Source organism: Ruegeria sp. CDSB117, assembly GCF_059611005.1.
Map to the genome: position 1 here is coordinate 1 of NZ_JBXWOS010000039.1, position 19,353 is coordinate 19,353.

General features: G+C 56.5%; 20 protein-coding genes. 14 read left to right on the top strand and 6 right to left on the bottom strand.

All coding sequences use genetic code 11. The features are described from left to right. Positions 1-23: 23 nt before the first annotated feature. Positions 24-869, bottom strand: coding sequence for a transporter substrate-binding domain-containing protein (locus AC2FJC_RS22630; RefSeq protein ID WP_170432400.1), 846 nt, complete (start codon positions 867-869; stop codon positions 24-26). A gap of 198 nt (positions 870-1,067) precedes the next feature. Between AC2FJC_RS22630 and AC2FJC_RS22635 the strand changes: the two genes are divergently transcribed. The 8 genes from AC2FJC_RS22635 (at position 1,068) to AC2FJC_RS22670 (ending at position 10,068) form a co-directional block, all read left to right on the top strand. Further along, positions 1,068-2,225 carry a M24 family metallopeptidase gene (locus AC2FJC_RS22635; RefSeq protein ID WP_170432403.1) on the top strand — a complete coding sequence of 386 codons (1,158 nt, stop codon included), beginning with the start codon at positions 1,068-1,070 and terminating at the stop codon, positions 2,223-2,225. A gap of 23 nt (positions 2,226-2,248) precedes the next feature. Continuing rightward, complete coding sequence (locus tag AC2FJC_RS22640; protein WP_170764665.1) at positions 2,249-3,055, top strand: phytanoyl-CoA dioxygenase family protein; 807 nt, start codon at positions 2,249-2,251, stop codon at positions 3,053-3,055. Positions 3,056-3,160: 105 nt separating this feature from the next. Further along, the gene (locus AC2FJC_RS22645) at positions 3,161-4,399 is read left to right on the top strand and encodes an FAD-dependent oxidoreductase (protein ID WP_496741866.1); all 1,239 of its coding nucleotides are present in this window, start codon (positions 3,161-3,163) and stop codon (positions 4,397-4,399) included. Between the two features lie 21 nt (positions 4,400-4,420). After that, a complete protein-coding gene (locus tag AC2FJC_RS22650; protein WP_237212687.1) occupies positions 4,421-4,690 on the top strand; it encodes a sarcosine oxidase subunit delta in 270 nt (89 codons plus the stop codon). Beyond that, positions 4,687-7,554, top strand: coding sequence for an FAD-dependent oxidoreductase (locus AC2FJC_RS22655; protein ID WP_480526501.1), 2,868 nt, complete (start codon positions 4,687-4,689; stop codon positions 7,552-7,554). The genes AC2FJC_RS22650 and AC2FJC_RS22655 overlap by 4 nt, the downstream gene beginning before the upstream one ends. A 2-nt stretch (positions 7,555-7,556) precedes the next feature. After that, positions 7,557-8,165, top strand: a complete 609-nt coding sequence (locus AC2FJC_RS22660; protein ID WP_496741868.1) for a hypothetical protein — start codon at positions 7,557-7,559, stop codon at positions 8,163-8,165. Position 8,166: 1 nt separating this feature from the next. After that, positions 8,167-9,222 carry a threonine aldolase family protein gene (locus tag AC2FJC_RS22665; RefSeq protein WP_170764663.1) on the top strand — a complete coding sequence of 352 codons (1,056 nt, stop codon included), beginning with the start codon at positions 8,167-8,169 and terminating at the stop codon, positions 9,220-9,222. 123 nt (positions 9,223-9,345) lie between these two features. Next, positions 9,346-10,068, top strand: a complete 723-nt coding sequence (locus AC2FJC_RS22670; RefSeq protein ID WP_496741870.1) for an NAD(P)-binding domain-containing protein — start codon at positions 9,346-9,348, stop codon at positions 10,066-10,068. 286 nt (positions 10,069-10,354) lie between these two features. On the opposite strand, the gene AC2FJC_RS22675 is transcribed toward AC2FJC_RS22670, so the two are convergent. After that, positions 10,355-10,603, bottom strand: coding sequence for a diol dehydratase small subunit (locus tag AC2FJC_RS22675; protein WP_496741889.1), 249 nt, complete (start codon positions 10,601-10,603; stop codon positions 10,355-10,357). Between the two features lie 12 nt (positions 10,604-10,615). Here AC2FJC_RS22675 and AC2FJC_RS22680 point away from each other — a divergent pair, with 12 nt between their 5' ends. Further along, positions 10,616-10,915, top strand: a complete 300-nt coding sequence (locus AC2FJC_RS22680; RefSeq protein ID WP_496741891.1) for an ATP-binding protein — start codon at positions 10,616-10,618, stop codon at positions 10,913-10,915. Positions 10,916-10,994: 79 nt separating this feature from the next. On the opposite strand, the gene AC2FJC_RS22685 is transcribed toward AC2FJC_RS22680, so the two are convergent. The 4 genes from AC2FJC_RS22685 to AC2FJC_RS22700 form a co-directional block, all read right to left on the bottom strand. Continuing rightward, complete coding sequence (locus AC2FJC_RS22685; protein WP_496741872.1) at positions 10,995-11,978, bottom strand: Ldh family oxidoreductase; 984 nt, start codon at positions 11,976-11,978, stop codon at positions 10,995-10,997. Positions 11,979-12,054: 76 nt separating this feature from the next. After that, on the bottom strand, positions 12,055-12,765 hold the full coding sequence (locus AC2FJC_RS22690) for an IS6 family transposase (protein ID WP_496741874.1): 711 nt from the start codon (positions 12,763-12,765) through the stop codon (positions 12,055-12,057). Positions 12,766-12,784: 19 nt separating this feature from the next. Next, positions 12,785-13,435 (bottom strand): GntR family transcriptional regulator, encoded by a 651-nt coding sequence (locus AC2FJC_RS22695; protein WP_496741876.1) that lies wholly within the window; start codon positions 13,433-13,435, stop codon positions 12,785-12,787. Then, positions 13,432-14,205 carry a maleate cis-trans isomerase family protein gene (locus AC2FJC_RS22700; protein WP_496741878.1) on the bottom strand — a complete coding sequence of 258 codons (774 nt, stop codon included), beginning with the start codon at positions 14,203-14,205 and terminating at the stop codon, positions 13,432-13,434. Before AC2FJC_RS22700 ends, AC2FJC_RS22695 begins: the two co-directional genes overlap by 4 nt. Positions 14,206-14,356: 151 nt before the next feature. Here AC2FJC_RS22700 and AC2FJC_RS22705 point away from each other — a divergent pair, with 151 nt between their 5' ends. The 5 genes from AC2FJC_RS22705 (at position 14,357) to AC2FJC_RS22725 (ending at position 19,330) form a co-directional block, all read left to right on the top strand. Further along, positions 14,357-15,478, top strand: a complete 1,122-nt coding sequence (locus tag AC2FJC_RS22705; protein ID WP_496741880.1) for a mandelate racemase/muconate lactonizing enzyme family protein — start codon at positions 14,357-14,359, stop codon at positions 15,476-15,478. Continuing rightward, entirely contained in the window at positions 15,475-15,696 is a 222-nt protein-coding gene (locus tag AC2FJC_RS22710; protein WP_496741882.1) for a hypothetical protein, read from the top strand. Before AC2FJC_RS22705 ends, AC2FJC_RS22710 begins: the two co-directional genes overlap by 4 nt. Then, positions 15,693-17,099: an amidase gene (locus tag AC2FJC_RS22715; protein ID WP_496741883.1), complete on the top strand. Its 1,407-nt coding sequence runs from the start codon at positions 15,693-15,695 to the stop codon at positions 17,097-17,099. The genes AC2FJC_RS22710 and AC2FJC_RS22715 overlap by 4 nt, the downstream gene beginning before the upstream one ends. Positions 17,100-17,121: 22 nt before the next feature. Beyond that, on the top strand, positions 17,122-18,264 hold the full coding sequence (locus tag AC2FJC_RS22720; RefSeq protein ID WP_496741885.1) for a M24 family metallopeptidase: 1,143 nt from the start codon (positions 17,122-17,124) through the stop codon (positions 18,262-18,264). A 220-nt stretch (positions 18,265-18,484) separates the two neighbouring features. After that, entirely contained in the window at positions 18,485-19,330 is an 846-nt protein-coding gene (locus tag AC2FJC_RS22725) for a transporter substrate-binding domain-containing protein (RefSeq protein WP_496741887.1), read from the top strand. Positions 19,331-19,353: the final 23 nt, after the last annotated feature.

The following is a 19,353-nucleotide window of genomic DNA, read 5'->3' on the forward strand; positions in this document are numbered from 1 at the left end:
GCCCGCCTGCTAAAGCAATGCCGTCAACGGTTCTGGCAAATCCATTCGGTTTTCACGCTTGGATCCGGAACCTGAAATTCAGTGTATTCGTATGGCGCAACGGCGGCCAACATCTCTTCTGAACCCAAGTACTCTGCCTGCGCGGCATTGAAGGCCTCAAGAAAGTCGCTGTCTTCCGGGCGGAAACCGATACCAACCCAGTTCTGGGTCCATTCGGGCAACGCGTTAGGATCGGTGACCTCAAGCTCGCCATCGGATTGGGCCGCCAGGTTTTGCGCCGTGAAGAACGTCATAGCACCTGCGTCAGCACGACCAACACGCATTGCGGCTAGCACCTCAGTTGGCCCGGGCACTTCGAGGATCTGCTCGGCTGCCACGCCTTCGCGTTTGGCGGCATCAACCGTGTTGTAACCGGCGCCAGTGACCATCGTGGCCCCCTGATCTTTGATGTCAGCATAAGAGGTGATGTTCTTCGGGTTGCCAGCGGGAACCACAAAGGCATCGCCAAAAATCCCCATCGGCTCGGAGAAATCAATGCTCTCACAACGCGCTTCAAGAATGTACATGCCACCCGTGATGATATCAAAGCGATTGGCTTTGAGGCCCGGGATCAATCCACCCCAATCTGTCACGACGGGCTCGATGTTGTCGTAGCCCATTGCCTTCAGGACACCCAGCGTGTGTACGTTTGCAAATCCAAGTGGTGCGTCGTTGTCGCCGGGGTAAGACCACGGCACTTCATTGGAGAAACCAATCCGAATGGTCTCACCACTTTCGATACGATCCATGAGTGGACCCGCCAGCGCCGATGTCGCGACACCCACAATGGTTGTCGCGGCGATAATAGTGGTTCTTAGTATTTGGCTCATTGGTCTCTCCCTGATTGATTCCCTGATCTACGGCGTATTGGTATACCATTTTGGGAAGTTTCTCAACATAAATCCGCAATTTCGCAAAAATGTCCCAATATTTTGGGGCCTATCATGAACAGCGCCAGCCTCTTGACTTATCAATGGTATACCTTAACAGTCGACGCAGTGGAATCAATCTCAGTTAGGAGACACCGAATGATCGAACACGCCCCGTTCCCAAAAGAGGAGCTGGACCACCGACTCAACCGTGTAAAAACCGTCCTGTCCGAGCAGAATCTGGACGGGATCGTTATCTCGGTGCCCGAAAACATCTATTATCTGACCGGTTTGGACCACTGGGGGTTCTTTGCTGCCCATGTTCTCGTTGTGAACCGAGATGGCGAGATGGCGCTGATCTGCCGGGCCATGGAAAAGATCACGTTTGACAATCAGGTGAGAAACGCCCGGTTCTATGGTCATCAGGATCACGAAGAGCTTTCTGACTACGTGGTACAGGCGATGAAGGACCTAGGCCTGTCCGGTGGTCGCGTCGCGCTCGAAAGGCGCAGCCTGTTCTTGCACCTGCATCATGCCGAAGGGATATTGGCAAAGGCGGAGGGCGTCGAATGGGCGGACGGATCCGGTCTGGTCGACAACCTGCGACAGGCAAAATCCCCGCTGGAAATCGAATACACACGCAAGGCCGCCAAGGCCGCAGATGTCGGCATGAGCGCTTGCATTGACCTGATCCGCGACGGCGCGACAGATTATGAGATTGCCGCGGAGTACATGCGCGCCTCGACTCTGGCAGGTAGTGAGCCGACCGGCTTTGGCCCGTTCATTCGTCCAGCCACACGCTCGGGCGAAGAGCATACGACCTGGCGTGGCGAAACCTTCCGAACTGGTGACGCGGTGTTTCTGGAAAATGCCGCATCCTATCGCAAATATCATGCGCCTATGGGCCGGTTGGTCTTTGTGGGCAGCGCGCCGGAGGGGGCTGAGAAGTCGGCAGAGCTGGCCATGGACGGCATGAAGGCAATCTGCAGTGCATTGAAAGTAGGCGGCAAGGCCGGGGAGGCATACGCCGCCTGGCGCGAGGTAGCCGCAAGCGGCGGCTTGGCAGACTACGAACGGCATCATTGCGGTTATATGGTGGGCATCGGATTCTCACCCAGTTGGACAGGTGGGTCCATGGTAACCAGCCTCTTCCCCGGGTCAGAACGCACGCTGGAGGTCGGCATGGTGTTCCACGCCCACAGCTGGTTCACAGACACCGACGTCGTCGACTACTTCATCTCGAACACGGTCATTCTCACCGAAGATGGTGCCGAAGTGCTGACCGCCACAACACCTGAAAGCCTTGTCATAAAGTGATGACACGCACCGAAAGGCACACAATGCTGACGCAAGAACACATGACCGCTTATCGAAACGATGGCGTGGTTCAGATCAAAAACGCATTTTCGCAGGAATGGTTGGACGAAGTGCGAAGTTCGATTGAATTTGGTCGCGCCAATCCGGGGCCGATGTATCTGGACTATTCCAAAGACACCAATCCGGGCACCTACTGCACAGACATGTGGATCTGGCGCGAAAATGCCCACATGAAGAATTTCATTTTCAATTCTCCAGCGGCAGAACTTGCAGGCGAAGCGATGGAGGCCAGTTCCGTTGCACTCGTGACTGACAATTGGCTGGTGCGCGAGGCCGGCGCGGTCAACAGAGCGCCCTGGCACCATGACAACCCCTATTTCGATGTCAGCGGCGAATGGTGTGTACTGTGGATGGGACTTGAACCCGTTCGTCAGGGTGAGGGCGTGGTCTTCCTCAAGGGTTCGCACAAATGGGGGCGCAAATTCATGCCTCTCAGCTTTGCCGGCACCGGACAAAAGGCAGCACTACAGGAACCCTATGAGCCCACACCGGACTTCACTGAAAATCTGGATGATTATGACGTGCTGGAATTTGATCTGGACCCCGGTGATTGCCTGATCTTCGATTCCCATACATTGCATGGCGCCCCCAACCCTGTACCGCCTGAACGTACCGTCAACCGTCTGACAATGCGCTTCGCCCACGGGAATGCAGCGTTTGAAAAACGAGGCAGTTGGACCGACGCGCAGACAGAATACTGGCAGGCTCATGGAATGAAGGAAGGTGAACCCATTGTAGGCGAACTGCTGCCGCTTGTGTGGAGCCGGTAGCTGTATTTGAACGAACATCAGTCGCAAAGGTTTCGATGGTTGAATATGCCACTGAGCTAGTGGCCAACGAAACGGCACAACTCCAGCTCTAGAAGGTCTCTCCTCATGGTCCTGGCGCTACTCAAATACGGTCTCTCTCGACGCTATCCGGTGCGTGAGGAGATTCCCCGAACCCCTGATCTGAAAAAACACTACGACGTCGTGATCATAGGTGGCGGCGGTCACGGAGTGTCGCTTGCCTATCATCTGGCGACGAAACACGGCATAACAAATATTGCCATTCTAGAAAAAGGCTACCTGGGCGGCGGCAACACAGCGCGCAATACCACGGTGATCCGCTCCAACTACATCACCTCGCAGTCAATCAAGTTCTATGCCGCTTCTATGCGGCTCTATGAAAGCCTGGCCAACGAGCTGGACTACAACCTGATGTACTCCCGCCGGGGTCAGCTGACCCTGTCTCATTCCGATGGCGTTTCGCGGGCGCTGCGCCTACGGGCGGACAGTGGCACATTTCTGGGTGAACGCAACGAAATCCTGGATCGTCAGCAGATCAAAGCGCTGGTGCCCAGTCTAAACCTGGATATTGAAGGTCGCCCAATCCTCAAAGGTTTGTGGCACCCGGATGCTGCCACCGCGCGGCACGACGCGGTTGCTTGGGGATATGCCATCCGTGCTTGTGACCGCGGTGTGGAATTGCACCAGAAAACTCAGGTGACTGGTCTGACAGTGGACAGGAATAAGGTCACAGAAGTGCAGACCAATCGTGGCAATGTCTCGGCTGGGGCTGTGGTGCAATGTGTGGCCGGGCATTCCTCGGTTGTGGCTGCCATGGCCGGGCTACGCTTGCCGATCCGCAGCTTCCCGCTGCAGGCCATGGTGACCCACCCGGTGAAACCCTTCCTAAACCCGATGGTCTCCTCCACTGCGCTGCATTGCTATATTTCGCAATCCGCCCGTGGCGAGCTGGTGATTGGCGGGGGTTCTGATCCTTATGAGCTCTACAACACTCGCTCAACGCTGGACATGAAGGAAAGTCTGGCGGCCTCCGCGCTGGAGATGTTTCCCTTCATTGGGGATCTGAAAATTCTGCGTCAATGGGCGGGTATCACCGACATGACGCCGGATTACAGCCCGGTCATGGGACGTTCGCCATTGGACAACTACTGGCTGGATGCGGGCTGGGGCACATGGGGATTCAAGTCGACCCCCGCCAGCGGTTTCAATCTGGCACAGGCAATTGCTGAAGACCGGGTGCCGGAAATGATCCAACCCTTCCGCCTTGATCGTTTCGACACTTTTGACCTGGTTAATGAAATGGGTGCCACAGCGGCCAGCCACTAAGGGACAACGCAATTGAAAATCATGCACTGTCCGTTGAACGGACCCCGCAACATTTCCGAATTCATTTGTTACGGCGAATTCCACAACCATCCCGACCCGGACAAGACTTCCGACAAGGATTGGGCCGAGTACGTCTGGCTCGCCAATAACGCCGCTGGCGTAGTGCGCGAATGGTGGTGCCATACGCCGACCAACTACTGGTTCATTGCCGAACGTAACACCGTGACAGACGAAATCCTTCGAACCTATCCATCCGAGGACCTTCGCCCATCCGAGGAACTCCGATCATGACTCAAATCACTCGAACCGGCGCGCTGATCGACAGCACGAAACCGATCACTTTTTTCTTTGAGGGAAAACGCTACTCCGGTGTTCAGGGCGACACCATTGCCTCGGCCCTGGCGGCCAATGGGCAATGGGTTCTGTCGCGCAGCTTCAAATACCATCGCCCGCGCGGGGTGCTGACCATGGCCGGTCAGGACGCCAATACATTGGTGCAGATCGGCAATGAGGTCAGCGTTTTTGCCGACCGTCACCCGATTTCTGAAGGGCTAGAGATCAAGGCTCAAAACGTCAACGGTTCCTTGGAGAAAGATCGCGACTTCTTCATGAACCGTATGGGGCGTTTCATGCCTGTGGGGTTCTATTATCGCACTTTCTATAAGCCTAAAGGCATCTGGGAGAAAATCTGGGAACCGCTGATCCGTGCCAAGGCGGGTCTGGGCACTATGGATATCAATGCGCCCGAAGACGGTTATCACGACAAAGCTTATGGCTGGTATGATGTGGTTGTGGTGGGTGCCGGTCCTGCTGGTCTGGCTGCGGCGCTAGAGGCGGCCAAGTTGGGTGGGTCTGTTCTGCTGGTTGATGAAAATCCACAGCTGGGCGGCGCGGCGACCTATGCACGCGGCATGAATTTGCAAGACCTGATCGATCATGTCGAGGCGATGGAAAACATCGAGACTTGGACTGACGCCGTCTGTAATGGCTGGTTTGCCGACAATTGGCTGGCGGTGATCCAGGGTAACCGATTGCACAAAATCCGGGCGCGTCAGTTGGTGCTTGCCACAGGACTGATCGAACAACCCGCGCAATTCCGCAACAACGATCTGCCTGGGATTATGCAGGGTTCCGCTGCGCAGCGTTTGATAAAATCTTACGGTGTCACACCGGGGCAGACGGCAGTTGTTCTGGCGGGCAACGATGACGCCTATGGTGTGGCTCTTGACTTGGTGGATGCAGGTGTTTCCGTCACTGTCTGCGAACTGCGCAAGGAGGCGGAAGGGCCATTGCGGGCACAGGTTCAGACAGTGGGGCTTACCATCCACGATGGCTGCTGCATCTATGAGGCCTTGCCCGGGCCAGGCCACAAGCATGTGCGGGGCGTCTCCATTGCCGAATTGGACGACGCGGGTGCAGCGACTGGTAAGCAGCGGATGCTACCGTGCGATCTGGTCTGCATGTCGGTGGGCTACACACCAACCTATCAGCTCGCTGTGCAAGCTGGCGGCAAAGTTGGGTATGACGATAAAACGGCCATGTTCTCGATCACTGGGCACAACGCCGACGTTGGTCTCGCTGGATCAATGGATGGCCGATACGCGCTGGAGCGCTGTGTAGCTCATGGCACGGCCATGGGTGCGCGGGCTGCGGCCCGGCTGTCGGAGGCTGATGCCCCGGAAGCGCCAGACAAATGCGCCACTTCGCCCAATTACCCCTGGCCGATTTTCCCACATCCTAAAGGCAAGGATTTTGTGGATTTCGACGAAGATCTGCAAATCAAGGACATCAAGAATGCGGTTGCCGAGGGCTACCGCGAACTGGAATTGGTTAAACGCTTCTCCACCGTTGGCATGGGGCCTAGCCAAGGTCGGCACGCGGCGCTGCCGACCGCACGCCTGGTCGCCAAACACTCCGACCGCACTGTTGCGGAAGTGGGGGTCACCACCGCGCGACCACCTTTTACAACGGAAAAGATTGCCACGCTGGCGGGACGTAAGTTCACGCCGATGCGCCGCACGCCGATGCATTCCCGGCATGAGTCAGCCGGAGCAGAATGGTTGCTGGCAGGGAATTGGCAACGTCCGGCTTATTATGGGCGGGGCAATGCTAAGAAGACCATTGCGCTCGAAGTCAGTAATGCGCGCACCAACGTCGGTATGATCGATGTTTCAACGCTTGGTGGGTTGGATGTGCGCGGTCCTGATGCGGCAGAATTCCTCAATCGGATGTACACATTTGCCTATGCCAAACTGCCCATCGGCAAAACACGTTACCTGCTGATGACCAATGAGGCGGGTACAGTGATTGACGACGGTGTGGCTTGCCGCATTGCCGAGGATTACTTCTACATCACCGCAACCACCACCGGCGTCGACAATATCTACCGTAATATGCTGTGGTGGAACGCCCAATGGCGGTTGGACGTGGATATTGCCAATGTGACCGCAGCCTATGCCGGCGTGAACCTTGCCGGACCAAATGCCCGTACGGTGCTTAACAAGCTGACAGATGATATCGCCACTGGCGCTGAGGATTTCCCGTATCTCGCTTATCGCGAGGGGCATGTGGCAGGCATTCCCGCTCGGGCTTTCCGGGTCGGTTTCATTGGTGAGTTGGGCTACGAAATCCATGTGCCCGCGCGTTATGGCGGGGCGCTTTGGGATGCTATTGCAGAAGCGGGTGCCGAGTTTGGCATTCGCCCCTTCGGGCTGGAAGCACAACGCGTCATGCGACTGGAAAAGGGCCATGTGATTGTTGGCCAGGACACCGACGGTATGACCACGCCGGAAGAGCTGGACATGATCTGGGCGGTGGCCAATAAGAAACCATTCTTCGTCGGCAAACGCAGTCTGGAATTGCGCAACAAGACGCTTAGGGATCGTAAATTGGTCGGCTTCTCCCTGGATGAGATGCCTACGGCTGGATTGGAAGAAAGCAATCTGGTGATCAAAAATGGTGAGATCGCGGGCTTTGTGACGTCGATCTGTCAGTCGCCTTCGGTGGGCAAGGTCATTGGTCTGGCCTATGCGGCCCGCTCTGACAGCGAGACCGGTGCGAAGATCACCTTGCGTGCCAGTGACGGAAGCCTGCATCAGGCAACCGTTTGCTCCCCCCATTTCTACGACCCCGACAACAAGCGGCAGGAGATGTGATCATGGACAATCCAATCGCACAAAGCCCCTTTGCTCATCGTTTGCGCGACACTCGCCCGACAGTCAGCGGCGGTGTGAAGATTACCGACCTTTCCGCCTTGCCGCGCACCGGCTTCAAAGGCCGAGGCACCCGCGACTGGCTGGCATCTCAAGTTGGCACCATGCCAGACGCCCCCAACCAAGCCGCCTTTCAAGACGATGGCACAGTCATCGCCTGGCTAGGCGGGCAGGAATACCTGGCACTGCCTGATCCAGAGGGTCGTTCCACCTTCTGCGCAAATCTGACGAAGGCCTGGGATACAGCGCGGTCCACTAGCACTCAGGGCATCGGCTTTCCGCTGCCGCGGGAAGACAGCCATAGTTGGCTGTGGATCACCGGCGCAGATGTACCGTCGATGATGGCCAAGATTTGTGGTGTGGATCTGCGGCCTGACGTCTTTGCGGAAGGGGACGTGGCGCAAACCGTAGTTGCGCGGCTCGGTGCCATCCTGCTGCGCCAGGATCGCAACGGCGAGTTCGGGCTTTATATGCTGAGCGATTTTGCTTCCGGCCATTACCTGTGGGATGTCCTACAAGATGCGGCGGCGGAATTTGGCGGAGGATTTGTCTGAGATGCCAAGCTACCAGTTTAACTCGGACAATGGTGCACCGGTTTGTGACGAGGTGATGCAGGCTTTGATCGCCTGCAACACTGGCGTTGAGACAGCTTATGGCGCGGATCAGTGGACCGAGCGTTTGAACCCGGCATTTTCCGAGTTCTTCGAGCGTGAAGCCTTTGTCTTTCCCGTGCCCACGGGTACAGCAGGCAACGGTTTGGCTCTGGGCGCGATCACGCCACCCTATGGCACTATCTTTTGCCACCGCCTAGCTCATGTGGTCACCACCGAATGTGGCGCGCCGGAGTTTTACTCTGGTGGTGGGCGCATGACTTTACTGAGCGGGGCGCACAATAAGATCACGCCGCAGGCCTTGCGTCAGGCGCTCTCCGATCATGGCATCGGCAACGCCCATCATATGCAGGCCAGCGCGCTTTGTCTGACCCAGGCCACCGAATGCGGTGTCACCTATGGGTTGGAGGAATTAGCTGAACTGAATGCCATCGCTCACGGTACGGGCATGAAGACCCATCTGGATGGGGCGCGGTTTTCCAATGCGCTCGTCCACCTGGGCTGTTCCCCTGCGGAAATGACTTGGAAGGCGGGTGTTGATCTGCTGACCTACGGCACCACCAAAAATGGCACGATGAACGCTGAAGCCGTGATCACATTTGATCCGGCCATCGGCGCGGCGCTGCGCTTCATGCATAAACGAGCAGGGCACCTTTCGTCGAAGATGCGCTACATGTCCGCCCAGCTCCTTGCCCATTTGGAGGATGATCTGTGGCGGACAAATGCGGCCCGCGCCAATGGCAATGCCACACGTATCCTCGCTGCCTTGCACGCCTGCCCAGGGGTCGAAGTTGTCCATCCGGTGCATATCAACGAAGTCTTTGTTCAGTTGCCGCTTGCGCTAGAGGCAGCGCTAGTAAAGGTAGGATTGTCCCTGCGTCCCTGGGTTTGTGACGGGCAAGGCAATGGAGTGCGCATGGTGATGTCCTATGCGGATGAGGAATCCCACTTGGAAATTTTTGAACATACCTGTCGTAATTTTTCGAAAAACTGCAATTAGGGCGCTTATCCGAGGCTTTTTCACGCACCGCTGCAGATTTGATGCCGGGAGATAACAAATGCTTTGAGCGTAGACTTTTAGAATTTTGTCAATGCAACAAACTGGAGGAGAGTGAGTTCTACCATGAGAATCGGAATTGTTGGAACAGGTACCATAGCCGCCGCCGTTGTCGATGGGATTGCTGAGGACGGCCACCAAATCACCGTTTCACACCGCGGAGAGGCGCACTCCTCCCGGCTCGCTGGAAAAAATGAAAATGTGACTGTTGCTGACAATCAAGAGGTCCTTGATGCGAGTGACATCGTGTTCCTGGGTCTGGTGGCTGAACAAGCAAGGCCCGTTCTCTCTTCCCTGACATTCAGGCCAGACCAAAAGATCATATCACTCATGTCCGGCCCGACGCTCTCAGATTTGCGAGAAATGGTTGCGCCGGCGACTGCTGTCGCAAATATGATCCCTTTTCCTGGAATCGCCACAGGCGGATCTCCGATCTTGATACTGGGCGATGCTGCAATCGCCAATGCGCTTTTTGGGGCTCGCAATTCTATCTTCCAACTAGCGGATCAAAGTGAACTTGCCGCCTATCTCGCCGCTCAGGCTGTGCTTTCACCGGCAACCGTCATGGTGCAGAAAGCCGGAGAATGGCTGGGAGAAAATGTTAAAGATGCTGCGCAGGGCGAAGCGTTTTTACGTGCTCTGGTCGGCTCTAGCCTGCAAGCCACTCCGGATTGCCAGCACCTGATCCGGGCACTGAACACACCCGGAGGATATAACCAGCGCCTGCGGAATTATATGGAAACTTCGGGCTTCACGGAGCAGCTTAAACAGGGGCTTTCCAAGTTATGAGCAGCTGTAGAGCATGATCCATAAGGGCAGAACAGACGACAGTGGCTGGCGAAACCAAAGTGGTCCGAACGCCAATGAGCGGCCTCCATTCTTTAGTTTTTCGGCAGTGCAGCGGAGCGGCGCGCTGCGTGCGCATGCAGCACAATGCCGCCGAAGCACTTTTTGAAATTCGCTAAAGTTGCGCGCACCGCAGTGCACGGATTACCAATATTGCAAAGTTAGCCAAGCCGGTCTCTGAATTCGCTGGGTCGTCTCAAAGCCGAACCGCTATCGACACGTACTCAAATCAGTATCTTTTCACGAAAAATCCACGACGTTCATAAACCGTTGCGGCTTCTTCGATGAACTTCGCCAAAAGCTCTGCCTTATAGATGGACCGGAGAACATCGGCCTGCGCGTGAAGCGTTCCCAAATCGGCCCGTCCCGGACGCAGCATTTCATAGATTCCCATGATAACGTCTTGAGGGATAGCAACGAGTTCGACCGCACGGTGACAATTCTCGGCAAGGGTGCGACGGCCCCCGGCGAGTGCTATGTCTGCCTACAAATGCGGCGCTTCAGGTGTGATTGCGAGGTCAGACGCTCTCACCTCCCCAGCCAAAACGGCATCGCCAACCGAGGCTTTGCTGAGTGGGGTGAGGTCTTCGGTGATCCGGTTGTTGCTACCGCGCTCCTGGATCGGCTGCTGCACCACGCCGTTGTCGTCCAGATTGAAAGTGCCAGCTACCGCCAGCGTGGCCATACCAACCTGATCCCAAAGCTCACCCGAACAAACGCCCCCATCACACCAGCGCCGCCGCCGAAACGGCGCGGCCGCCGACCCAAGAATAGAACAACAAGTCACTGAAACGGCTGACAACCTAAACCGCTAAACTTGGGAGTTTTGACCTGCCCATTTTGGGGAAAATTGAGATACCATTGACACTCTAGTTCATTCCGGCCAAAGCCAATGCCTGTGCCCAGACAGTCGGCTCCAAAGCCACAGGGTCCTGTTCAACCTTGTTCTGCCCCGGCATGCGCGCGCCTTCATCCAATGCAACGCCTTCGGCAACCTGCTCCAACCGGTCGAAGAATTCGGGCGAACAATCCGGGTCCATCAGGAGATAATATTGACCAAGGTCATGCGGCGGGCCTTCGGGGGCCTTCAGCGGGTTGACGCAGCGGCTGACAGCCCCTCCGGTCATTCCTGCAGCCAGAAGCTCGGCCATCAGGCCAAAGCCCCATCCCTTGTAGCCGCCCATGCTGACCAGAGACCCGCCAAGCGCGGCTTCGGGGTCTGTGGTCGGTTGTCCTTCGGCATCTACAGCCCAGCCTTCGGGAATGCGCTCGCCGGCTGCCTTGGCCATGGTGATTTTGCCTAGAGCCACGGTAGTGGTTGATTGATCAAACTGCATAGCGATGCCTCCCATTCCATCGGGAACCGAAAAAGCAATCGGGTTGGTGCCGATCACCCGCGACTTTCCACCGGGCGGCGCGACAATCGGCGAGGCATTGGTGAGCCCCACCCCGATAAGCCCCGCGCGGGCAATCTGCCCGGTGAAATACCCCAAGGACGTACAGGTATGGGCGTGGCCCACGGCCAGGCTGGCGACACCGCAGACCCGCGCGGCCTTGATCGCCTCTGGCAATCCCCGGGCAAAGGCCGGCTGGGCAAAACCAAATTTTGAGTCCACGGCAACCACACCGGGTTTCGGACACGTCACCATAGGATCGGCTTTTCCATCGACCCGTCCAGATTGCAGTTGCTGGCAGTAACTTTCCAGGTAATAGAGACCGCAGATGCGGTTTCCGACCGCTTCCGCCTTGCGCACGGACCTGGCAACCTCGGCCGCAGTCCAGGGAAGCGCCCCATGTCGTTCCAGTGCGGTTTTGGTGGCGTATTCAATGTCATCCAGCGAAATGTCTAGCATGGCTTCTTCTCTTCGGATTGTCAGGGACTCTTGCGTTAATTGGAAATGGTATCATGGCATGCGTAGCATTCGTCGGTCAGGCGGCCAATCCGAACACCTTATGCAGCAGGTCGAATTCTCCCTGGTTCCCAGGTTTCATATCGTAGACATGCCGGTTTTTGATCGTTCTGACGGTTTCGATGCCACGAAGTGTAGCTTTGGCCGAACTGAGTGATCGAGAGCTTTGCCGATAAACTAGCTGCCGCTTCAACGCAGCGTGGTCGCTCTCGATCCGGTTGTTCCGCCACTTCTTGTCTATATGTGTGGTGCTATCGAAATGCGGGTCGTGGCGACGGTTATCTTCCTGGATCGCTTTACGGTACGTTGAGGCCTTGTCCGTGCAGATCGTGTCAGGTCGATGCAGTCGCACCTTTTCAATAGCCCTACAAAGAAAGTCTTTCGCGGCCTTGGCATCCCGTCGGGCGGTCAAGTAAAAGTCGATCAGATACCCATGCCAGTCGATTGCTCGCCAAAGGTAACGCCATTTCCCACCAACCCGAAAATATGTATCGTCCTCATGCCAGTTCAGGCCGACCCATTCGCGACGCCTTTCAATTCCCTCCGCAATCTGCGGGCCGAATTTCTGGACCCAGCGATAGACGGTCGAACGGTCTACTTTGATATCGCGCTCAGCTAGCAGGTCGGCTCTATCCTGACATGAATGCGGATACCGCAGGTACATTCGAACCGCACAGAGAATGATGACGGCGGGAAAACGGTGGTGTTTGAAGGGAGCATTGCGGGTCATACTGAACCTCCGGCAGCGTTCACTGCCTGACCTTCAACAAGTTGGCGGCCATGGCAATATGGTTTTGCTGTATGTTCGCAACAGCCAGCATGTTACCCTCTTCCATCCAGAAGGCCGTTTCCTGAACTGCTCTGACGAGACGGGCGAATTCCTGTTCGGGATTATCTAGGAATAGCCGAAACCAGAAAGGGGCGACCTTGAAGTAATAGAGATGGTGGAGTGCGCGCAATTCCCGGTTTTCGATGATCCCGGTAATAGTTTTGTGCAGCTTTCCATTCAACTCCCAAAAGTCTCGCGGTGACAGTTTCGGTTCAAGCTCAAGAACCTCAGCATGCAAGGCTCGCATGTTTTCAGCCGCTGTCGCAGGGCATTCTTTTGTTGCGAGTTGTCCGATCAGAGCGGTCAACTGAATGCGCAGCCTATAAATATCGTCAACTGTTTCAGGATCACCAGCGGTGACAATCGTTCCAACACCGTTTCGTGTTTCTACAAGGCCGACCGCTGCAAGTTGATGCAACGCTTGTCGGATAGGCGTGCGACTGACACCAAATTCCTCGGCCAATTCGACCTCGCGCAATACGGTGCCAAATGGTTTCTCCAGCGTGCAGATACTTTCGCGTAACGCTCTGAATATCGGTGTGCCAGTCGTATTATCTGTGTGTACGTTCAATGATTTCTCAACAGTTCGCCAAGGTTTGAGAGCCTGTCATTTACGCCTGCCAAGCGAAGGCTGTCCCAAAGCATCGCCTGATTGGAGCAGATCGCAGGCTTGCCAAGTTTCTGTTCGATCTTGTCGATCACATCAATGCTTCGCAATGCGCCGCAACTTAGCAAAACCGCGTCTGCCTGAGGGTCATCAATGGCCAGTGCGTAGTCGACAAGGTAGTCAAGAGAAACCCGGATCATGTCGGTGTCATACTTCAATCCCATGCCATGCGCACCCAAAACCGAAATTCCCGTGTCTTCGATATAACGCACGACGTTATCATTCAATTCCGGGACATACGGTGAGCCCAACACGATTTTTCCGGCACCGATTGCCTTCAAAGCCTTTCGCACCGCGCCCGCCAATGTCGTCGCCTTGGCACCGGGTGCGCCTTTTAGCAGCTCGGTACAAGATACCTCCTCGCCTACGGCAACCGTCCCTGATGTGCAGGCGAACACGATGACATCCAGCTTGTCATCCGGCAGTATCCTGGCCGCAGCATTTGCCAAAGACCCCCGCAGCTGAGCAAGGCTTTCGGTCGAGATTTCACGGGGCATTGTGGCCCGGCTGAAATAGGCACCCACACCGGGTGGCATATGCTTGATCATGTCGTCTTCGATGGTTTGCTCATTCGGGATCAGAACAAATCCGATCTTGCCGCGCGCATTGCGCCCTTCATCAAACTTGACTGCGCTCAGAACAGCCGATTTGGCGTCGTTGGTTGATACATTCATTTGCTTGATCTCCACAGGGCTTTGGACGGTCGTGTATACATGTATGAGGCAAATCGTCAATATTATCGAAGTATATTGCCGAATCGTAGCTAAGCTGTATACAAAGTGAACAGCAAGCCGCTCTAAACCGGCATTTCAACCTGGGTTCGCAATGAAAATTAAGGCTGTTTGCGCGATACCAGTCGCCATTCCTGTAAAGCGCGTGGGCGCCTTTGCCAGAGCGCGTCGGACAGCGGCGATGCGCACGATTGTGAAGATCGAATGCGACAACGGCGTCGTTGGCGTCGGCGAGACGCGGGGAACAGCGGCGGCTGGAATAATTCACGCCCGGTTTGCCGATGTCCTGAAGGGTCAGACTGTCGCCGACGCGGCCAGTTTACGTGCGTTGTGTTTGCCTGACCGGGCAGATTATGGGTATCCCGATCAATTGGTGGATCAGAGCACCTATGCGGCGCTCGACATGGCGATACTTGACTGCATCGGGAAAGACACGGGCCTGCCTCTGTACGCCCTGTTGGGGGGCAAGTGCCGCGTTGCTGCTGGATTTGTCGCCTATGAGTATACCGTTGACCCATCAGAAGGCATCAAACCGTCGGACGTGCCGGATCGCATGGCTGAAAAGATGGCTGCGGCGGTGGCCTCAACAGGATCGGATTTCGTTGAGTTCAAGGTCGGGGTGTACCCGGTCGCCACGGATATCGACACGATTGCGGCAGTGCGGGACCGCCTGGGTCCGCACATCTCCATCGGGGTCGACGCCAATATGGCCTGGGATTTCGACACCGCAGACAAGTTCATGGCCGCAACCCGCGCCTATGGGCTGAGCAATATGGAAGAGCCGGTTTCGAACCTTGCTGACATGAATCGGCTGGCTGAACGTCACGGCGTCAACGTGTCTTCTCACGCAACGTCTCCGGAAACGCTGCGGCATTATCCGGCAATTGACGGCGCGGTGGGCGAGCCGCATGCCGAAGGGTCGCTAATGGGGTGCCGGGACCTGTCTGAACGTTTGGCAGCCATCGGCAAGCGCTACTGGTTTCGCTCAGTCTGGGAGGCAGGAATTTCCTGGGCCGCCATGTGCCACATGGGTGTCGCCTTTCCGTCGCTGACCCGTCCCATGCAATCGCTGTTCAACCATCTCGGCGATGATCTGATTGAAGAGACCGATTTTGCCATGACGGGCGGTGCCGTTGCGGTGCCGGATCGCCCGGGACTGGGTGTGACGCTGGATATGGCTGCCGTTGAGGCGTATCGCACGGACAAAGCCGCATGAGCCTGAAACCCCCTGACTTCGCGACCCTTGCCGAAATGCGGGACATGCTTGCGGCGCATGGTTTTCGCGACGCGGAATTGTCGGAACTCGTGGACCCGCAATTGGGGATCATCACCGGCTTTGCCGACCTGCTGGAACAGTTGGAACTATTGCGAAAGATGGATCTGGGGGCAACGCCGCCTGCGCTTGGCATCACGCGGGCAAAGGATGTGTCATGAGCCCGGAGCTGATTGCAACATCGACAATCGCGACCCTGTCCCGGGCAATGGAAAACGGCGATACGACAGCATCCGCCGTTACGGCTGCCTGCCTTGAACGCGCCGAAGATCTCAATCCGGTCTGCAAAGCCTTTACTCAGGTGTTCAAGGAAACGGCTATGAGCCGGGCCGCTGACCTGGACCACAGATCGCGCCGCGGCCAATTGCATGGCATTCCTTATGGCGTGAAGGATATGTTCGATTGCTGCGGCACGCTCACGACCGCAGGGTCGGGCGTTTTGCATGACAACATTGCCCAAGACGACGCCCACGCCGTGGCGATGCTCAATGACGCCGGAGCAAACTGCCTTGGCAAACTCAATCTTCACGAGTTTGCCTACGGCGCCACTGGTGAAAACGCGCTCTATGGTACGGCGCTCAACGCCTATGACAAAACCCGGTTGGCCGGGGGATCCTCCAGCGGATCGGCGGCGGCCGTTGCATGGGGCTTGCTGCCCTTTGCTTTGGGTACGGATACCGGCGGATCGGTGCGGGCACCGGCGGCGTTGAACGGTCTGGTCGGGTTTAAACCTACCTATGGACGGGTGTCAGTGCGCGGTGTGATGCCATATTGCTGGTCGCTGGATCATGTCGGGATAATGACGCGCACAGTTTCCGATGCCGCCTTGGTTCTGCAGGAGATCGCAAGGCCGGACCCGGCTGATCCGGGATGCGCAGGGAACGCGGTTGACGAATATGTCGCGGCGGCACAGGCCGGAGATGACCTGTCGGGCTGCCGTATTGGTATCCCGCGCGCGTTTTTCTATGAGCATGTAGACGCAGAAATCTGCGCTGCCACGGAGCGCGCAATTCGCTTTCTGGAAAGCAAAGGCGCTGCGATCAAAGATGTCGTTCTGCCAGAAATGACCCACACCCGGACGGTATCGTTGACGATCCAGATGCCTGAGGCGTTGAGCTTTCACATGCCCTGGCTGGACGAGCGCGGCGATCTCTATAGTGCCGATTTCCGGGCAGGGCTGGCTTTGGGGCAAAACCTGCTGGCCGAACATTATGTGCGCGCAAAACGAATGCTTACAGTTTACCGCACTGAGGTGGAGCGGGTCTTTGACGATGTGGATGCGCTCGTAACCCCCGCAACCCCGGCAATAGCCCCAAAACTGGGCGCTGTGAGCGTCACCACCGAAGGTCTGACCGAGCCCGCAGGCAATGCGATCACGCGATTCACCAGTTTTTTCAATATGACGGGCCACCCGGCTGCAACCCTGCCATCAGGCCTGCACAGCGCCGGTTTGCCGATGGGTGTGCAGCTTGTTGGTCGACAATTCGGCGAAGCAGCGCTTTTGCGCCTGGCCGCGATCATAGATGCGAACCCCGACTTCAACGTGCCAGCCGCGCCAGTCTAACGAACAAGAACAGGAGAAATACATGCATTCCAACCCATTCACCGACGCCGAACTGGAGCGACGCGTCGCTGCAACCCGCAGGCAGATGGAAGCGCGCGGCCTGGATATGATCCTGCTAAGTTCGCCCGAAAACATCTTTTACCTGATCGGATTGGATCATTGGGGGTATTTCGCACCCACAGTTCTGATCGTCCCGGCGACGGGTGATCTGACCCTGATCACCCGCGCGATGGAAAAGGTGGTGATCCGCAATCAGGTGCGCAATGCCACCTTCATCGGCCACACGGATTCCGAGACGGCGGCCGACAAGGTCGTCGCACACCTGGCGGGCAAAACCACCGGCAAGGCACTCGGGGTCGAGGAATGGTCGTCCGGCCTGGCATATGGCATGGGCGCGCAGATCAGGGATCAGGTGACGGCAGGCAGTTGGCACGATATCACAGGCATGCTGGATGAAATGCGCCTGGTGAAATCTGCCGAAGAGCAGGTCTTTATGCGTCAGGCCGCGCGGTCCGCCGATGCAGGGACGCAAGCCGCCATTGCGGCGATCCATGATGGGGCGCTTGAAGCCGATGTTGCCGCCGAATGTCTGGCTGCAATGACACGCGCAGGCAGTACGCCACCGGGGTTCGGCCCCTTCCTGCGCCCGGCCACCCGTATGGCGGAAGAGCACACAAGCTGGGGTGATAGCAAACATCGCGAAGCAGTGTTTCTGGAAATCGCCGGTTGTGTCTCGCGCTACAACGCGCCGATGGGCCGGCTGGTCAATATCGGCAGCATATCGGACGAAGATGCCGAAATGGCCGAGATTTGCATTAAGGCCTTTGACTCCACGATGGCCGCGCTGAAACCCGGTGTGGCGGCGAGAGATGTCTACAATGGCTGGCAATCGGTTGTGGATGCGGCGGGCATGCCAGAATATCGCCGCCACCATTGCGGGTATCTGGTTGGTATCGGGTTTCCTCCGTCGTGGACGGGTGGACCGCGGGTCACCGGTTTGAAGCACGATTCAGACATGGAAATGAAAGAGGGCATGACCTTCCACATGATGTCCTGGTTTACGGAAACCGGGCGCGGCAACTACTTCATTTCGAACACAGTTCTTCTGGGCCCGGATGGTGCAGAAGTTCTGAACGACACGCCATACGGCCCGCATGTCGCTTAACAAGCAAGGGGGTAACAGGCGTGGAAACATCGCAGCGATCGTTCCCCTTGTCAGACATCGCAGGTGCGAGAAGAAGAGGACTTCAAAAAGAAGTTCACCCGTAAATGGAGCGATAAGAACTTAGGAGGAATACGACGAAAAAGACACAAGACCACATATCTAACTGTGGCGCCGAGGCACGCCACAACAAATGCTCGAAAAACAACTCAGGGAGAGTTCAATGTATCAGATACTAAAAACCACCGTCGTCGCCGCCACAGCTTTCGTCGGCATCACGACGTCGACGCTTGCTGGTCCGCTGATGGATCGCATTGAAAGTGGCGAAACCATTCGGATTGGTTTCTCCAATGAAGTGCCGTGGGCTTACCCCGGCGACAACGACACGCCGCTCGGCTTTGCCAATGCACATGCATTGGGCGTTCTAAAGTTAATGGGCTATGAGAATATTGAGCCAGTGGTGACAGATTGGGGCGGGCTGATCCCTGGCCTTCAGGCCAATCGTATCGATATCATCACGGGTGGTATGTACATTCTTGGATCGCGCTGTGAGAACATTGATTTCGCGGAACCTCTTGGCGTGTTCGGGGATGCGTTCCTGGTCGCAGCAGGGAACCCTAAGGGCCTTGAGAGCTATGCTGACATCCGCGATTCCGGTTCAATTATGGTGACAGGCGCTGGCTATAACACAGTTGAGGCTGGCAAAAGGGAGGGCCTGACTGATGAGCAGATTATGCAAGTGCCTGGTCCAACCGAAATTTTAGCCGCGGTTAAGGCAGGCCGCGCTGACGCAGGTGCTGCTTCTTACTTCACGCTTTTAGGGCTGGCTGAAGAATCCGGCGGGGCGCTGGAAGTGTCTGACCCCACAGCTTTGCCTGATTGGACGCAAAATTGGGTTGGGATCGGCTTTCACAAAGCAGACAAGGACTTTCTCGAAGCATTTAATGCAGCTCAGGCCGAGTATCTGGGTAGTGAGCAAATGCTCTCGGATGTTGGTCCGTTTAAATATACGCGCTCTCAACTTCCAGATGAAAGCGTGACGACCGAATGGGTTTGCCAGAACCGTTGACGGCATTGCTTTAGCAGGCGGGT

Coding starts and splice junctions, on each gene's coding strand:
- AC2FJC_RS22650 (WP_237212687.1), top strand. CDS start 4,421: ATGCACTGTCCGTTGAACGGACCCCGCAACATTTCCGAATTCATTTGT.
- AC2FJC_RS22640 (WP_170764665.1), top strand. CDS start 2,249: ATGCTGACGCAAGAACACATGACCGCTTATCGAAACGATGGCGTGGTT.
- AC2FJC_RS22670 (WP_496741870.1), top strand. CDS start 9,346: ATGAGAATCGGAATTGTTGGAACAGGTACCATAGCCGCCGCCGTTGTC.
- AC2FJC_RS22700 (WP_496741878.1), bottom strand. CDS start 14,205: ATGAATGTATCAACCAACGACGCCAAATCGGCTGTTCTGAGCGCAGTC.
- AC2FJC_RS22660 (WP_496741868.1), top strand. CDS start 7,557: ATGGACAATCCAATCGCACAAAGCCCCTTTGCTCATCGTTTGCGCGAC.
- AC2FJC_RS22645 (WP_496741866.1), top strand. CDS start 3,161: ATGGTCCTGGCGCTACTCAAATACGGTCTCTCTCGACGCTATCCGGTG.
- AC2FJC_RS22720 (WP_496741885.1), top strand. CDS start 17,122: ATGCATTCCAACCCATTCACCGACGCCGAACTGGAGCGACGCGTCGCT.
- AC2FJC_RS22685 (WP_496741872.1), bottom strand. CDS start 11,978: ATGCTAGACATTTCGCTGGATGACATTGAATACGCCACCAAAACCGCA.
- AC2FJC_RS22635 (WP_170432403.1), top strand. CDS start 1,068: ATGATCGAACACGCCCCGTTCCCAAAAGAGGAGCTGGACCACCGACTC.
- AC2FJC_RS22715 (WP_496741883.1), top strand. CDS start 15,693: ATGAGCCCGGAGCTGATTGCAACATCGACAATCGCGACCCTGTCCCGG.
- AC2FJC_RS22630 (WP_170432400.1), bottom strand. CDS start 869: ATGAGCCAAATACTAAGAACCACTATTATCGCCGCGACAACCATTGTG.
- AC2FJC_RS22655 (WP_480526501.1), top strand. CDS start 4,687: ATGACTCAAATCACTCGAACCGGCGCGCTGATCGACAGCACGAAACCG.
- AC2FJC_RS22710 (WP_496741882.1), top strand. CDS start 15,475: ATGAGCCTGAAACCCCCTGACTTCGCGACCCTTGCCGAAATGCGGGAC.
- AC2FJC_RS22680 (WP_496741891.1), top strand. CDS start 10,616: ATGCGGCGCTTCAGGTGTGATTGCGAGGTCAGACGCTCTCACCTCCCC.
- AC2FJC_RS22665 (WP_170764663.1), top strand. CDS start 8,167: ATGCCAAGCTACCAGTTTAACTCGGACAATGGTGCACCGGTTTGTGAC.
- AC2FJC_RS22725 (WP_496741887.1), top strand. CDS start 18,485: ATGTATCAGATACTAAAAACCACCGTCGTCGCCGCCACAGCTTTCGTC.
- AC2FJC_RS22690 (WP_496741874.1), bottom strand. CDS start 12,765: ATGACCCGCAATGCTCCCTTCAAACACCACCGTTTTCCCGCCGTCATC.
- AC2FJC_RS22705 (WP_496741880.1), top strand. CDS start 14,357: ATGAAAATTAAGGCTGTTTGCGCGATACCAGTCGCCATTCCTGTAAAG.